Annotated in this window: 15 protein-coding genes; 7 read left to right on the forward strand and 8 right to left on the reverse strand. The window is 60.6% G+C overall.

Annotation, left to right across the window (positions count from 1 at the left end; all coding sequences use genetic code 11):
• Window positions 1–32: 32 nt before the first annotated feature.
• Complete coding sequence (locus PHQ58_RS10010) at window positions 33–1,139, forward strand: S-(hydroxymethyl)glutathione dehydrogenase/class III alcohol dehydrogenase (protein ID WP_300110631.1); 1,107 nt, start codon at window positions 33–35, stop codon at window positions 1,137–1,139.
• 63 nt (window positions 1,140–1,202) lie between these two features.
• Window positions 1,203–2,075, forward strand: coding sequence for an S-formylglutathione hydrolase (gene fghA / locus PHQ58_RS10015; protein WP_300110634.1), 873 nt, complete (start codon window positions 1,203–1,205; stop codon window positions 2,073–2,075).
• Window positions 2,076–2,179: 104 nt separating this feature from the next.
• On the opposite strand, the gene PHQ58_RS10020 is transcribed toward fghA, so the two are convergent.
• Window positions 2,180–2,530: a septal ring lytic transglycosylase RlpA family protein gene (locus tag PHQ58_RS10020; protein ID WP_300110637.1), complete on the reverse strand. Its 351-nt coding sequence runs from the start codon at window positions 2,528–2,530 to the stop codon at window positions 2,180–2,182.
• A 465-nt stretch (window positions 2,531–2,995) separates the two neighbouring features.
• On the opposite strand from PHQ58_RS10020, the gene PHQ58_RS10025 reads away from it, so the two are divergent.
• The gene (locus tag PHQ58_RS10025) at window positions 2,996–3,829 is read left to right on the forward strand and encodes a 16S rRNA (uracil(1498)-N(3))-methyltransferase (protein WP_300110640.1); all 834 of its coding nucleotides are present in this window, start codon (window positions 2,996–2,998) and stop codon (window positions 3,827–3,829) included.
• A gap of 42 nt (window positions 3,830–3,871) precedes the next feature.
• Here the strand turns inward: PHQ58_RS10025 and PHQ58_RS10030 are convergent, their stop codons facing one another.
• Window positions 3,872–4,021 (reverse strand): hypothetical protein, encoded by a 150-nt coding sequence (locus PHQ58_RS10030; protein ID WP_300110643.1) that lies wholly within the window; start codon window positions 4,019–4,021, stop codon window positions 3,872–3,874.
• Between the two features lie 231 nt (window positions 4,022–4,252).
• On the opposite strand from PHQ58_RS10030, the gene PHQ58_RS10035 reads away from it, so the two are divergent.
• The 3 genes from PHQ58_RS10035 to PHQ58_RS10045 are packed head-to-tail and all read left to right on the forward strand — an operon-like array spanning window position 4,253 to window position 6,960.
• Window positions 4,253–5,590 (forward strand): AarF/ABC1/UbiB kinase family protein, encoded by a 1,338-nt coding sequence (locus tag PHQ58_RS10035; protein ID WP_300110646.1) that lies wholly within the window; start codon window positions 4,253–4,255, stop codon window positions 5,588–5,590.
• A gap of 9 nt (window positions 5,591–5,599) precedes the next feature.
• Window positions 5,600–5,878 (forward strand): DUF427 domain-containing protein, encoded by a 279-nt coding sequence (locus PHQ58_RS10040; protein WP_300110649.1) that lies wholly within the window; start codon window positions 5,600–5,602, stop codon window positions 5,876–5,878.
• A gap of 23 nt (window positions 5,879–5,901) precedes the next feature.
• On the forward strand, window positions 5,902–6,960 hold the full coding sequence (locus tag PHQ58_RS10045; RefSeq protein WP_300110652.1) for a Stealth CR1 domain-containing protein: 1,059 nt from the start codon (window positions 5,902–5,904) through the stop codon (window positions 6,958–6,960).
• Here the strand turns inward: PHQ58_RS10045 and PHQ58_RS10050 are convergent.
• The 6 genes from PHQ58_RS10050 to PHQ58_RS10075 form a co-directional block, all read right to left on the reverse strand.
• Window positions 6,883–7,572: an ABC transporter permease gene (locus PHQ58_RS10050; RefSeq protein ID WP_300110655.1), complete on the reverse strand. Its 690-nt coding sequence runs from the start codon at window positions 7,570–7,572 to the stop codon at window positions 6,883–6,885. The two genes, PHQ58_RS10045 and PHQ58_RS10050, sit on opposite strands and share 78 nt — an antisense overlap.
• Window positions 7,573–7,726: 154 nt before the next feature.
• Window positions 7,727–8,671 carry an ABC transporter ATP-binding protein gene (locus tag PHQ58_RS10055; RefSeq protein WP_300110658.1) on the reverse strand — a complete coding sequence of 315 codons (945 nt, stop codon included), beginning with the start codon at window positions 8,669–8,671 and terminating at the stop codon, window positions 7,727–7,729.
• Window positions 8,668–9,918: an ABC transporter permease gene (locus PHQ58_RS10060; protein WP_300110661.1), complete on the reverse strand. Its 1,251-nt coding sequence runs from the start codon at window positions 9,916–9,918 to the stop codon at window positions 8,668–8,670. Before PHQ58_RS10060 ends, PHQ58_RS10055 begins: the two co-directional genes overlap by 4 nt.
• Before the next feature lie 15 nt (window positions 9,919–9,933).
• The gene (locus PHQ58_RS10065) at window positions 9,934–10,857 is read right to left on the reverse strand and encodes an ABC transporter substrate-binding protein (RefSeq protein WP_300110664.1); all 924 of its coding nucleotides are present in this window, start codon (window positions 10,855–10,857) and stop codon (window positions 9,934–9,936) included.
• Between the two features lie 127 nt (window positions 10,858–10,984).
• Window positions 10,985–11,653, reverse strand: a complete 669-nt coding sequence (locus PHQ58_RS10070; protein ID WP_300110666.1) for a DsbA family oxidoreductase — start codon at window positions 11,651–11,653, stop codon at window positions 10,985–10,987.
• Entirely contained in the window at window positions 11,650–13,779 is a 2,130-nt protein-coding gene (locus PHQ58_RS10075) for a dehydrogenase (protein WP_300110669.1), read from the reverse strand. The genes PHQ58_RS10070 and PHQ58_RS10075 overlap by 4 nt, the downstream gene beginning before the upstream one ends.
• Before the next feature lie 112 nt (window positions 13,780–13,891).
• Between PHQ58_RS10075 and PHQ58_RS10080 the strand changes: the two genes are divergently transcribed.
• The gene (locus tag PHQ58_RS10080; RefSeq protein ID WP_300110672.1) at window positions 13,892–15,157 is read left to right on the forward strand and encodes an iron-containing alcohol dehydrogenase; all 1,266 of its coding nucleotides are present in this window, start codon (window positions 13,892–13,894) and stop codon (window positions 15,155–15,157) included.
• Window positions 15,158–15,171: the final 14 nt, after the last annotated feature.

A 15,171-nucleotide genomic window follows, 5' to 3' on the forward strand; every position in this document is an offset into this window, starting at 1 on the left:
AGCCTGCGCTGGCTCCTTACCGAAAGAACCCCATGAAAACAAGAGCCGCCGTCGCCTGGAAAGCAGGCCAGCCCCTGACCATTGAAACCGTTGACCTGCAAGGCCCCAAGTTTGGCGAGGTGCTGGTCGAGATCAAGGCCACCGGCATCTGCCACACCGACCTCTACACACTCAGCGGCGCGGACCCCGAGGGCATCTTCCCAGCCATTTTGGGCCATGAAGGCGCGGGCATTGTGGTGGATGTGGGCCCCGGCGTGACCAGCCTGCAAAAAGGCGACCACGTCATTCCGCTCTACACGCCCGAATGCCGCCAATGCAAGTTCTGCCTGTCGCGCAAGACCAACCTGTGCCAGCTGATTCGCGGCACGCAGGGCAAGGGGCTGATGCCCGACGCCACCAGCCGGTTCAGCCTGGACGGCAAGCCGATCTTTCACTACATGGGCACCAGCACCTTCAGCAATTACACGGTGGCGCCAGAGATTTCGCTGGCCAAGATCCGCAAGGACGCGCCGTTTGACAAGGTTTGTTACATCGGCTGCGGCGTCACCACCGGCATTGGCGCGGTGATCTTCACCGCCAAGGTCGAGGCTGGTGCCAACGTGGTGGTGTTTGGCCTGGGCGGCATTGGTCTGAACGTGATTCAGGGCGCCAAGATGGTCGGTGCCGACAAGATCATTGGGGTCGACATCAACCCGGCGCGGCAAGCCATGGCGCGCAAATTTGGCATGACGCATTTCATCAACCCCAAGGAGGTTGACAACGTGGTCGACAGCATTGTGCAGCTCACCGACGGCGGCGCCGACTACAGCTTTGAGTGCATTGGCAACACCCAGGTGATGCGTCAGGCGCTGGAGTGCACCCACAAGGGTTGGGGCCGCAGCATCATCATTGGTGTGGCCGAAGCCGGGGCAGAGATCTCCACCCGTCCGTTTCAGCTGGTCACCGGACGCAAATGGGAAGGCTCGGCCTTTGGCGGCGCCCGTGGCCGCACCGACGTGCCGAAAATTGTCGACTGGTACATGGAAGGCAAGATCAACATTGACGACCTGATCACCCACACCATGCCGCTGGAAGACATCAACAAGGGCTTTGAGCTGATGAAAAGCGGCGAATCCATTCGCGGCGTGGTGATTTATTGATGAAATTAGCCTCTAGCCCTTTAAATATATGCGTAAGCAGCTATTAAATATATATCAATAAACATGCCATCTACCTCCCTGGAACTCTTGAGTGAGCACGCCTGTTTTGGTGGTGTGCAGCGCTTTTACCAACATGCGTCGGGCGTCATCGGCCTGCCCATGCGTTTTTCGGTCTACCTGCCGCCGCAAGCCAAGATCGACGCCGCCGGTGGCCAAGTGCCTGCGCTGATGTACCTGGCTGGCCTGACCTGCAACGAAGAAACCTTCATGATGAAGGCCGGTGCGCAGCGCATGGCCGCTGAATTGGGTTTGGCGCTGATCGCCCCCGACACCAGCCCGCGCGGCGCGGGTGTGCCGGGCGAGGCCGACAGCTGGGACTTTGGCGTGGGTGCCGGGTTTTACCTGGACGCCACGCAGGCGCCTTGGGCCCAGCGCTACCGCATGGCGACCTACCTCACCACCGAGTTGCTGGGCTTGGTGGCGCAAACGTTACCGATTGACTTGGCGCGTGTCGGCATTTTTGGCCACTCCATGGGCGGGCACGGCGCCTTGTCGCTGGCGCTGAAACACCCGGATGTGTTCAAGTCGGTGTCGGCCTTTGCCCCAATCTGCGCGCCCTGCCTGTGTCCTTGGGGGCAAAAGGCATTCACGGGTTATTTGGGCACTGATGTCACGGCGTGGGCGGCGCATGACAGCAGTGCGCTGATGGCCGCCAAAGCGTCGGCACCGTATCCTCGCGGCATCTTGATCGACCAGGGTTTGGCCGACAAGTTTTTACCAACCCAGTTGTTCCCGGAAAGCTTCGAGGCTGCCTGCCAAGCCGTGGGCCAGCCCCTGACGCTGCGCCGCCACCCAGGCTACGACCATGGCTACTACTTTGTGGCCACCTTCATGGGCGACCACCTGGCGCACCATGCGGCATGCCTACGGGATTGATGCGGCACACTGCCCCCTGGCTGCTATCTTTTGTATAGCTATTTACGCAGTAAATACAAGGGCCAGAGGTCGATTTCATCAAAAATCAGCAAGCAGACCGGCTCCTAGTTGAAGGCGCTGACAATTTCCAGCCTGACATGCGCCACGCCAGCCCGCAACATGTCGATCTGGCGGGCTGCCGCGTGGCTCAAATCAGCCACCCGCCCAGCGATAAACGGGCCCCGGTCATTCACCCGCACCTGCACACTTTTGCCGTTGAGTGGATTGGTGACCCGCACCAGCGTGCCAAAAGGCAGTGTCTTGTGTGCCATGGTCAGCGCATTGGGGTCAAACCGTTCCCCGCTGGCCGTTTTGCGACCGGTGAACCTGTGTGCGAGGTACGACACCTTGCCTTCCCATGTGTCGATTCGGTTTAAAACGGCAGCGGCAACGCCGGCCGCAGTCGCGGTTGACATCGCGGAGGCGACGGCAGTGTCAGTGGCGACCACAGCGGTAGCCGAGGTCGCAGTGGTGGCCGCGATCGCAGCCGCCGCGTCGGACGTTGTCTCTGGCAAAGATTGGGCGTGCGCCCATGACCCGATGAGGGTCAGGACCGAAAACAGGCAGCAGGTGACGAGTTTGGACGAAATAGAAACTCCGGCAGGCTTAGTTGAAAACCGCGAAGTGTAGGCAATTTCTGCCGCACCCGGCAAAACGCGGGTCAGAGCCGGCAGCACGCCCCATGCACATGCGCCGCAACGAGCAGGGTGGCAAGGCAGCATCAGAACACCAGACGGGCCGCGTGGTACTTTAGCCTCAGCAACACCTGTCGGTTTCGTTGGGCGTGTCGATAATTTCAATTAGCAGGCTCTTAGCCCATATAAAATAAAGGCTATTAGCTACTCATTAAATAGCAATTCAAACTTGCTTCACGTTTCACTATGCCCCGCTTTTACTGCTCTACCCCACTTGTCACTGGCGCCTTAACCGACCTGCCTGAGGGCCCTGCCCGCCATGTGCAAGTGCTGCGCCTGCAGCCGGGCGATGCCATCACGCTGTTTGATGGTCAGGCTAATGCCAACGGGCAATTTGGTGAATTTGCCGCGACCGTGACGCAGATGGGGCGCAGCAACGTGCAGGTGCAAGTGGGTGCATGGACAGCCACACAGCGCGAGGCCAGCCGCAGCGTTCACTTGGCCGTGGGCATGCCGGCCAACGAGCGCATGGACTGGCTGGTAGAAAAAGCCGCCGAGCTGGGGGTGGCCAGCATTCAGCCGCTGATGACCGAGCGCAGTGTGTTGCGCCTAAGTGGCGAACGCGCTGTTAAAAAACAGGCTCACTGGCAAAGCGTGGCCGTGGCTGCCTGTGAGCAATGTGGCGGCAATCGCGTGCCTGTTGTTCATGAAGTGATGACGCTTGCGCAGTGGCTCAAGGCGCACGCCACGCAAGCTGATGGACAGACTCAGACCGACATGACCGCTGGTGGCAAGACTGGCGCAAACCCGAGGACGCTGAGGCTGCTGCTGTCCTTGCGTGAGGGCTCACTGGGCTTGCGTGAGGCCGTGGCACAACACTTGCCAAGCCAGACGCTGGCCGATGGCTCTGCTGTGGCAGACGCCTCGCATTTGAGCTTTCTATCAGGCCCTGAAGGCGGCCTGAGCCCGTCTGAAGAAGAACTTGCGCTGGCGGCCGGCTTCAAACCCACCACGCTGGGGCCGCGTGTGCTGCGGGCTGAGACAGCAGCCTTGGCAGTGCTGGCCGCTTTGCTGGTTTAACGCAAAATAGAATGGTTTGGGCTTAAGCCGAGCCCCAACAACTCAACGCAGGGCCAGGTGGTAGCCGCGCAAAATCAACGACGTCAAGCGCAACGGCGCATGGCGCACAGCGCCAGGTACCCACTTGGGTGAGTTCAGGGAAAACCGCGTCGACCAGCGCGTGACGGGACGCAGCCACTGGGTGGCTTTCATGAATCGCTGCTTTTTGTCCATGGTGTACAACCTCTTCTCATGCATCATCAAGGCTGGTATTGTTGAGGCAACTTGAAAACCTTGCCGCCACGATGTCAAAACCGATGCTTGCAGAATCAGTCAAGCGGCAAGGGCTACCCGGTTTGTGCCGTAATCGCAGTCCACGCCACCCAACGCGGTAGGTGCCTCGCCAGCGCGGCATCACCACACAACCCCTTATTTTTGGCACACATGGCTCCCAAATCTACACCTGAGCGCAGCAGTTCAGCCGTACCCAGCAGCCGCCTTGGCCGCCTGATGCGCCTGGGACAAATGGCCACGGGTGTGGCGGGCAACATGCTCATGGCCGGTGCGCGCCAGTTGGCCGATGGCAAACGCCCCAAGTTAAGCGACCTGCTGCTGACCCCTGCCAACGCCCGCAAGATCACCGACCAACTGGCCCAAATGCGCGGTGCCGCCATGAAGGTCGGGCAACTGATCTCGATGGACGCTGGCGACCTGCTGCCACCCGAGATGGCCGCTATTCTGGCGCGCCTGCGCTCTGATGGCCACGCCATGCCGCAGCGCCAGGTGCAGGCGGTGCTCAGCGCCAACTGGGGGGCTGGCTGGCAGCAGCGTTTTGAGCCGTTTTCATTCACCCCCATCGCTGCGGCCTCCATTGGTCAGGTGCACCGGGCCACCACCAAGGACGGGCGCGACCTGGCCATCAAGATCCAGTACCCCGGCGTGCGAAAAAGCATCAGCAGTGACGTGAACAACGTGGCCTCGCTGTTGCGCATCTCAGGCTTGCTGCCCAAAACCCTCGATATTGCGCCGCTGCTGCTGGAGGCCAAGCGACAACTGCACGAAGAGGCTGATTACCAGGCCGAAGGCGCGCACTTGCTGCGCTTTGCCGAACTGCTGGCGAATGCGCCTGAGTTTGTGGTCCCTGAGTTGCATGCCGACCTGACCACCAAAAATGTGCTGGCCATGGGTTTTGTCGGTGGTGTGCCCATCGAGTCGATGCTGAACGCCCCCCAGGCCGAGCGCGACCGCATCGTCAGCCTGCTGGTGCGCCTGCTGTTTCGGGAGCTGTTTGAGTTTGGGCTGATGCAGACTGACCCCAACTTTGCCAACTACCAGTACGACATGCAGAGCAAACAACTGATCTTGCTTGACTTTGGCGCCACGCGCAGCTTTGCGCCAGCTTTTGGCCAGGCCTACCGGCAGTTGACGGCTGCAGCCATCGCGGGCAACCGCGCCGATATGACACAAGCCGCCATGGCCATTGGTTATTTTGACGAGCACACCCAACTCAGGCACCAAGCTGCCGTGCTGGACATGATGCACCTGGCCCTGGAGCCGTTGCGCGTCAAGGGCGCTTTTGACTTTGGCAGCACCGACATGCTGCAGCGCCTGCGCGAAACTGGCATGGCGCTGGGTCTGGATCGCGACTTTTGGCATGTTCCGCCCATTGACACGCTGTTTTTGCATCGCAAACTCGGCGGCCTGTACCTGTTGGCGGCGCGGCTCAAAGCGCGGGTGAACGTGCGCCAACTGGTACAACCCTTCTTTAACCCCACCCATTGAAAGACCCCCATGAAAGCCACCTGGAACAACACCGTGATTGCCGAGAGCGAGGACACCGTTCTGGTCGAGGGCAACCATTACTTTCCCGAAAGTTCGCTCAATAGAGCGTTCATCACCTTCAGCAATCACAAGACATCGTGCCCATGGAAAGGCCAGGCCAGCTATTACACGTTGATCGTCGATGGTGACACCAACCCCGATGCGGTCTGGTACTACGCTGATCCCAAGCCTGAAGCCGAGGCCATTCGTGGCCGCGTGGCGTTCTGGAAAGGTGTGAAGGTTGCCTGACAGCTATTGCGGGATCGAACTTCATGGATGTGAGCAAGCCCGTTGACGTTGTTTACCTTTGGGTGAATGGCGACGACCCCGCCTGGCGCAAAAAGCGTCAGCGTGCGCATGCACAACTGGGAGAAAACCAGCACGCCATGGCGGCCTATGGCAACGTTGAAGGGCGGTACCGGGACAACGACGAGCTGCGCTACAGCCTGCGCGCGCTGGCGCGGTTCTTCCCAAACCACGGCCAGGTGTACCTCGTGACCGACGCACAAACACCCGTCTGGCTGCGTGCGCACCCACAGATCACCGTGGTTGACCATCGGGAGCTGATACCGGCAAGCGCGTTGCCGACCTTTGATTCGGGCCACATCGAGTCCTACATTCACCGCATCCCCAACTTGTCAGAGCGCTACTTTTATTGCAACGACGATGTGTTTTTTGGCGCACCGGTGAAGCTTGACGATTGGTTTTGGCCGGGTGGTGTGTATGTGGGCTGGTCAGATGAACCTGAGGTAAGCAACGAGCCGCTGCGCATGGATGCCACGGCGCTTGAAAACGCCTGCCGCCTGTCGCACCAATGGCTAAACGCCCACCCAGACGCAGCAGGGCTCGACACGCCGATGCTTCGCACCTTTGCCCATTCGCCCCGCCCAATGGTCAAGTCCGTCTTGTTTGGGCTGGAAAAACTCGCGTCCGACTTGTTTGCCAGTGTGCGTTCCACCGTGTTTCGCACCTGGGACAAACCCACCATCGTGTCCGATTTTGTGCTGCGCTGGTCGCTCGCCAACGGTCTGGCCAAAGCCCGTGACTATGCGCATGTGCATGTGTCAAGCGGCGACCTGCATGGCAGCGCTGGCCTGGACGAAGTGATTGCACAGTTTGGCAAACTTGATTTCTTTTGCATCAACGACACCACTGACGATGCGCACCCCGGCGACCCACGGCTGAGCCTGGTCAGGGACGCTCTGGAGCGTCTGTTGCCCGTCCCGTCACGCTTTGAAAAAGCGACGCCGGATTCAGGCCTGCCAGGCAACTCGATGCGCCACCCGCTCAAACGCCATGTCAGTCACCACGGCCAGCAGGCCCAGCACTAAAGCGCCCTGCAAAATGTAGGCGGTGTTGAAACCGCTCAGGCCCACGATGATGGGCGAGCCCAGCGTTTTGGCCCCCACAGTGGAGGCAATGGCGGCGGTGCCAATGTTGATGATCACGGACGAGCGCACCCCGGCCAGCCAAACGGGCAGGGCCAGCGGCACTTCCAGCTGCCAAAAGGCCTGCCAGGGAGACATCCCCAAGCCGTGCGCCGCTTGCTGCATGGGCTCAGGCACCGCCTGCAAGCCCGCCACTGTGCCGCGCAACACCGGCAGTACGCCGTACATGGCCAGCGCAATCAAGGCCGGCAGCTCACCAAACCCAACCAGGGGCACGGCCACCGCCAGAACCGCCACCGGCGGAAAAGTTTGCCCCATGGCTGCCAGCGCGTCCACCATCGGCTTGAAGGCCCGACCAGCCGGGCGCGTGACCCAGAGGCCGCCCAGGCTACCCACCACAACCGCCACCAGACTCGACAAAGCCACCAACGCAACGTGCTGCCACAACAATTGGACAAACGGCTCCTGTTGGTACACCGGGCGCGCCAGCGCGGGGAACAGCCAGGCAAAAAGTGGCTCGGACCCGGGCAGCGCCAGCACTAAAACGATCAGCATCAACGTGGCCCAAGTCAGGCGACTGCGGGCGCAAGCTTGTGCCTTAGACCCCATGAACTTCATAAACCGTATAGACCTCACCAGAATCAAAACTAAGATGCTATGTTAAAAGTAGCTGCTCGCGCTTACCCTAAAAGGGATACAGCCTGATTTTTCATAAAGTGCATGCCGCTTCAGGCGCGAACACATCTGCGGCGTGCAGCACGCCGACATGCCCGCCAGCGGCATCCGTCACGTTCACACAAGCCACATGGTTCAAAACCATCGCCGACACCGCCTCACGCAACGAGGCTTGCGGCCCCAGCGTGAGGCCAGGCACGGCAGGCTGCGCGCGCGCCAACCCGGCAGCGTTTTGGAGTGACAGCCATTTGATGCCCATGTCACTACGCCCCACAAAATCAGCCACTTGCGCCGTGGCGGGGTGGGTCAGCAGCTCTAGCGGTGTAGCCACCTGCACCACTTTGCCCTGGTCAATCAGCACAATCCGGGTGGCCAGCAGCAGCGCCTCGTCAATGTCGTGGGTGACCAGCACAATGGTTTTGCCCGAGAGCTCGTGAATGCGCTTGAGTTCTTGCTGCAACGCCGCGCGCGTGACCGGGTCAAGCGCGCCAAAGGGCTCATCCATCAGCAGCACATCGGGGTCAGCAGCCAAGGCGCGGGCAACCCCCACGCGCTGCTGCTGACCGCCTGAGAGTTCATGCGGAAAACGCGGGCGGTACTGCGCGGGGTCAAGGTCAAACAGCGTCAGCAACTCATCCACCCGGGCCGCGATTTTTGCCGCAGGCCAGCCCAGCAGGTGTGGCACCGTGGCGATGTTGCGCGCCACGGTCCAGTGCGGAAACAAGCCCACCGACTGAATGGCATAGCCCATGCGCAGGCGCAAGTCGCGCGGCTTGAAGGCATAAATTTCTTGCCCATCAAACAAGATGCGGCCAGCGTCATGCGGCTCCAACCGGTTGATCATTTTCAGCAGGGTGGATTTGCCAGAGCCTGACGCGCCAATCAGCACCAGCAGCTCGCCACGGGCAATGTGCAGGTTCAGGTCATCCACCACGCGCACCCCGGCGTATGACTTGCCAATGTGCTCAAACCTGATCATGCAGAAGCTCCCGTTTGTGCGCCTGGAGGTGTTTCCGAAAATGTGTCCAACATGGCGCCCGTGGCTGGCTGCACCCACCGGGCAAGCATTGCAAAGGCCAAGTCCAACAGCAAGGCCAAGCCCACTATGGGTAACACCCCCAGCAACACCAGGTCTTGCGCACTGCCAAACAGGCCATCAAACATGATGGCACCCAAGCCACCGGCACCAATCAGCGCCGCCACGGCGGCCAAGCCCACTGCCTGAATCGTGGCCGTGCGCACACCCGCCAAAATCACCGGGGCCGCCAGCGGCAGCTGGGCCGACCAAAAGATTTGCGCCGCGCTCATGCCCATGCCGCACGCTGCCTCCTGCACTGCGGCGGGCACCTGGGCCAGACCAGCCTGTGTGCCGCGCACCACCGGCAACAGGCTGTACAAAGTAAGTGCCAGCACCGCCGGTGCCAGGCCAATGCCGCTCACCCCCCAGGACGCCAGCGCCGGCCACACAGTTGCCAGCCAGGCCAGTGGCACCATCAGCAAGCCAAACAGCGCGATCGAGGGCACGATTTGAATGATGTTGAGCAGCGGCAACAGCCACCGCTGCCACTTTGCTGAGTGATTAATCGCCCAGCCTAACGGCAAGCCAATGCACAGTGTGGGCAACAGGGTCAACACCACAATTTGCAGGTGGCGCACCACAGAGCCGCCATAACTCTCAGAGTGGTTGGCATACTCTTTCATCAAGGAAAGCTGGTCACACTGGCCAGAGGCCAACAGCCAGACAAGGCTGCCACACAGGCCCAGCCAAATGGTCGCGCGTACCGCCAGGCCAGCCTGCATGCGATGCAGTGCGTCCATCACGGCCAGCCACAGCAACAGCATCAACACCCAAAACGCGCCACCCAACGAGGTGCGCACCAGGCTGGACTGCGCATCAGACGCCAGTCCCGCGTAAAGCCCGCAAAGTGACAGCAACCCCGGCATCAGCAGCCCCGCCAAAACCAGCACCGCAGCACCCGCCCAGCGCTGCGATTCAAGGAACAAAGCGGCCAGCAAAGCCAGCAGCAGCATTGCCATCAAGAGCATTTGTTCCGGCGCTGAAATGCCCAGCGCGTTGACGGGTGCGGCCAGCGTTTGCCACACTTGCCACAGCGTCACGCCCTGTCCCGACACCAAGCGGTTGGGTGCCACCGTAACCAGCGGCAACCAGAGCACGGTGCCCAGCCCGAACGCGGCCAACACTGAAAAAGCCGGGTTGCCCCGCACGCCGCAGACCTGGGCTTACTTGATCAACTTCTTTGCGCGCAAAAACTCACCCGCCACCTTTTTGGCATCTTGGCCTTCGAGTTGGATCTTCGCGTTCAGGGCCTGCAGCGTGGGGCCATCAAGTTGCTTGAAGACATTGGCCAACACGTCTTTGATCTTCGGGTGTTTGGCCAGCACCTCGGCGCGGATGATGGGTGCCGGGGCGTAAATGGGTTGCACGCCTTTGGGGTCGTCCATGATGACCAGGCCCAGCGCAGACACCTGGCCATCGGTGCCGTAGGCCATGGCGGCGTTGACGCCTGAGGTTTTTTCAGCTGCGGCGCGAATGGTCACTGCGGTGTCACCACCAGCCAGGGTCAAGAGTTGGTCGGGCTTGAGCCTGAAGCCGTAAGCCGCCTGAAACGCGGGCAGGGCGTCCGAGCGCTCGGCAAATTCGGCGGAAGCCGCCAGCTTGAATTGACCGCCCGCACTGATCCACTTGCCCATGTCGGCGAGCGTCTTGAGCTTGTTGGCGGCGGCAACATCCTTGCGCACGGCGATGGCCCAGGTGTTGTTGGCAGGCGCTGCGGCCAGCCAGACGATTTTGTTTTTTTCCAGGTCCAAGGCGCTCACCCGCTCAAAACCGGCTTTGGCATTTTTCCAGGCCGGGTTGGCCTCGTCGGAAAAGAAGAAGGCGCCGTTGCCGGTGTACTCGGGGTAGATGTCAATCTCGCCAGCGGTGATGGCGCCGCGCATGATCTTGGTGTTGCCCAGGCTGGACTTGTTGTCGACCTTGATGCCATTGGCCTCCAGCGCCAGCGCAATCATGTTGCCCAGCAACTTGCCCTCGGTGTCAATTTTGGAGCCTACACGCACGGCGGCTGCCGGTTGGGCGAGCACGCTGCCGGCCAGCAACGCACCAGACAGGGTGAGCAAAAGGCGGCGTTGGAAGTTCATCATGGCGGTGCTCCTTGAAGATTGGCAAAGTTGTATTGGCACAAATCTTAAGGCAGCGCGGGCATCGGTGTGCCAGAGAGGTCAATCACGCGAGGCATGCCGTCTGCCACACGTCAAACCTCAGATCCTCTCAATGGTCGCTGTCATTTGACTCAGACGCAATCTGGCGCAGTGCCTGCTCAAACACCGCCACGGGTTGCCCGCCGGAGATCAGATGCCGGTCATTGATGATGACTGCCGGCACCGAGTGAATGCCCTGGCTGGTATAAAAGGCTTCGGCCGCGCTCACCTCGGCGGCAAATTCGTCACTGGCCAAAATGGCTTGTGCGCGCTGCGTGTCCAGCCCGGCACGAGCTACCGCCGCCATCAGCACGTCAGGTGACTCCATGACCTGACTCTGACCATGGCAGGCCACCAGCAGCGCCTTTTTTAACGCAAGCTGCGCGGGTGCCGACTCCAGACCCGCCCAATGCAGCAAACGGTGCGCATCAAAGGTGTTGTAAATGCGGCCGCGGCCAGCAGAGTTGAAGTCAAAACCGACCCCCGCCCCACGCTGACGAATCATGTCCCGGTTTTGCGCCTGTTCTTCGGGCGTGGAGCCGTATTTTTGGGTCAAGTGCTCGCTAACGTCCTGGCCGCCAGCGGGCATCTGCGGGTTGAGCTCAAAGGGTTGCACGTGAATTTGAACTGCCAACTCACCCTGCAAATTTGCCAGCGCCTGCTCAAGGGCTGACAAGCCAATGGCGCACCATGGGCAGGAAACGTCTGAAACAAAATCAATTTTGAGCATGGGAATCATGGTGTGGGAACCTTGGTGGACTTGGCTGTGCGTTTTCTGGCAACTACTTTAACCGGACCGTGGACCTTGGCGAATCTTGCGGTCTTTGCCGCCTGCGCGACCAGCGCTAGTTCGCGCACCCGTTCAATGTCTTCGTCACTGAAAGGCCCATTGACACCCGAAATGGCCGCCAACTTCATGCCGTGTTTCAGGCCCAGTTGGTAAATCTCACGCACCTTTTCCCACTCAATGGCGCGGCCCACGGTGTAGTTCTCAAAGCGGCCCTCCAGCGCCAGCACAATCGTCTCGGCCAGGCAGGCGTATGCCACTCCTTTAGGCAGGCCGATGTTCTTCATCTGAATGTGCTCACCGGGCAGCTGGATTTCGCCCGATTCGATCACCAGCACGTCGGGCCGCTTGGCCACCTCAGACGCAGGCAAGTCCAACGGGCGGGCCACGTCAGTAATCACGCAACCCGGCTTGACTAATCCGATGTCGAGCACTTTTTTGCCGGCGCCAGAGGTGGCAGTGACGATCATGTCCATGTCGGCCACATCCTTGTCGGCCCGGGCTGACAAAAACAGCTTGGCATCCGGCGTTTCCTGCAGAATGGATTCTTTCAGCGCGAGCAACTTGGCGGTTTCGGGCGATACCAAATAGACCTCTTCAGCCACCTTGGCCAGCAGCCGCGCACACACCGAACCAATCGCCCCGGTGGCGCCCACCACCATGGCCTTGAACTTGACGCGCTGTTTGCCCTTGGGCTTGGGCAACAATTGCATGCGCAGCAGCGCATCGTGCGCAGCCCAAAGTGCGCCTGAGGCGCTGTAACTGTTGCCCGTGGTGATGGGCAGCGGTGAACGTTTGGCCACCGTGACCCCGGCATCACCCACCACCTTGGTGAAGGCGCCCAAACCCATGATTTGTGCGCCCAGCCGCTTCGCCATGGCGGCGGCGTCGAGCAGGCGGCGGTAGGTGAACTCGGGGCTGTGGCGCATGATCTCTTTGGGCGTGCCACCGACTGAGATCAACCAGCCTTCAGCCTCGACCCCGGTGGGTGACTTGATGCCCGACACCTTTGAGTAAACAAACGGTGACGCGTAGGCCATGATTTTTTCCAGCGAATTCATCAGCACAGGTGGCGACACTTGTGACAGCAAGTCAATCGGCTTGACCTGCTTGAAATACTCCTGTGACAACGGGTGAATCACAAAGGCAAAACGGTTCACCCGCTTGAAACCATTGGGGTAGCTGATGCGTGGCTGGAGCGCCAGGCCGATGATGATCTCCAGGTAATCGTCTTCCAACAACTCATCAGGCTGCTTGCCAGTGGCGGCGCAGACCATGGCGTCAAACAAATCCGGGCCGATGGTGTGGCCGTGCATCACCGGCGCACCGTCAATCACCATGTGCACGCCCTTGCGTGCGAGGTCTGCCATGCGGGCCTCACTTACAGTAGAGGTGATGATGGTTTTCCCGGCCAGTTCCTCCAATCCGAATTCATCCAACTCATACACCGGTGCCACCACCACGGTGGTTTTTTGCATGGCTTTGCGCAGCAAAAACCTTGTCCATTCTTTCACCGGGCCAGACGACAGGGCTCGGGGCAGTTGCCAATCACGCACGTAATGCGCACCGCTGGCGTACAGCTGCAAGGCTTCCAGCGACGTCAGCAGCTTGGGAACGCCGAGTTGCGTCACCGGATCGGCAAAGGCCAGGTTGTCGGTGAATTCGGCCATGGACAAGGCCAGTTTGTAGTTTTTCAGGCCCGAGAAAAACAGCGTGCGCGCGTTGTTGAAATAGCTGCCCAGTTCAATCTGGGCGTGGCGCACTGCCCACTCCTGCAAGATGTCGCCCAAGGGTCCCCCCAGGGTCACCGGGGCCTTCTGCGCCACGGCCTTCAATTTGGCGCTGTCAGCGTCAATGAACTTGTAGGCGCCTGCCTTGTAACCGTCTTTGAGCACACCCAGGCCGATGGCATCGGCGCGCTTGTCCCAGTATTTGAGCAGCCGGGTGGCCTTGGCCTGGCTGCCGTTGGAGCCGAGGCGGCGCACCTGCAGGCGGGCGCCGAGAAAAGAGGTGCTGAACTCAAAATCCTGCGCGCAACTGCCCAGACTGATGCCGACCACGGTTTTGACGCTGTTCATGAAGCCCCCTGGTTTGGAGTGGTATGACTAAAAAGATTGTTTCACCCGAGGCAACATCAGAACCTCGATTTGCTCAAACACGGGCCCGGTTTTTTGGAGGAGGATGTCTCTCATGTTCGCAAACCAGTTGACCAGCATGGCGCGCTCGATGGGGCTTTCCGCCGTGATGCGTACGGCCGGCGTTTTGACCCGCCTGCTGCCCATTTCACAACCCACCCTGATGGTTGGCCCTGGTGCCAGCGCCCGTCTTGGCCAAGCCATCAATGACTTCTGCCACCACAAGGTATTGATCGTGACTGACGCTGCCATTACCCAACTGGGGTTGACTGCGCCACTGACGCAGGCGTTAAGCGCAGGGGGTACCCGCTTCGTGGTGTTTGATGCGATCACCGCCGACGCACCGGTTGAACAAATTGAACAGGGCGTGGCTTTCTTCAATGCCGAGGGTTGCGACGCCATCGTGGCCGTTGGCGGCGGCTCTGCCATGGATGCCGCCAAGACCATGGCGCTGGCCGTGGCCAACCACAAACACCCGCGTGAGTTGGTCGGCTACTTTAAGGGCTGGCGCGCACCCATGCCGCTTTACGCCGTGCCGACCACCGCGGGCACGGGGTCAGAGGTGACCGTGGTGGCCGTGGTGTCAGACCCGGCGCACCACCGCAAGCTGGTCATTGCCGACACCCGCCTGGTGCCACGCATGGCCGCACTTGACCCAAACCTGATGCTGGGCCTGCCGGCCGACATCACGGCGGCCACCGGTATGGATGCGCTCACCCACGCCATCGAGGCCTACATTGGCCATTGGGGCACCGACTTTACCGACCGCATGGCGCTGTCGGCGGTGGGCATGATTTATGAGGCCCTGCCCGTGGCGTACGTCAATGGGCAAGATGTGGCAGCCCGCGAAAAAATGGCGCTGGCCGCCAACTACGCAGGGCAAGCGTTTACCCGCGCTAACGTTGGTTATGTTCATGCCATTGCGCACCAGTTGGGTGGTCTGTACCACACGCCGCACGGGCTGGCCAATGCCATCATGTTGCCGCATGTGCTGCGGTTTTTGAGCCCTGCCATCACAGCCAAACTTGCGGCCTTGGCCCGGCATGCCAAGGTGGGCAAAAAGAATGATTCTGAAGCCGTGCTGGCGCAGAAATTTCTGGACTCTGTGGTTGCCATGAACGCCCGCCTGGGCATTCCCGCCACGCTGGAGGCACTGCGCGAAAAAGACATTTCAGCGCTGGCACATGCCGCCTGCCATGAAGCCGATGTCAACTACCCGGTGCCGCGCTACATGTCGCAAGCCGACTGCGAGGCGGTGATTCGCCTGGTGTTGCCTAAGGGCTCAAAACCAAAACCCAGGGTGCGCAAAAAAGCAGCGTGAACTTGCCTGCGCGA

The organism is Rhodoferax sp., assembly GCF_028688795.1.
GTDB lineage: Bacteria > Pseudomonadota > Gammaproteobacteria > Burkholderiales > Burkholderiaceae_C > Rhodoferax.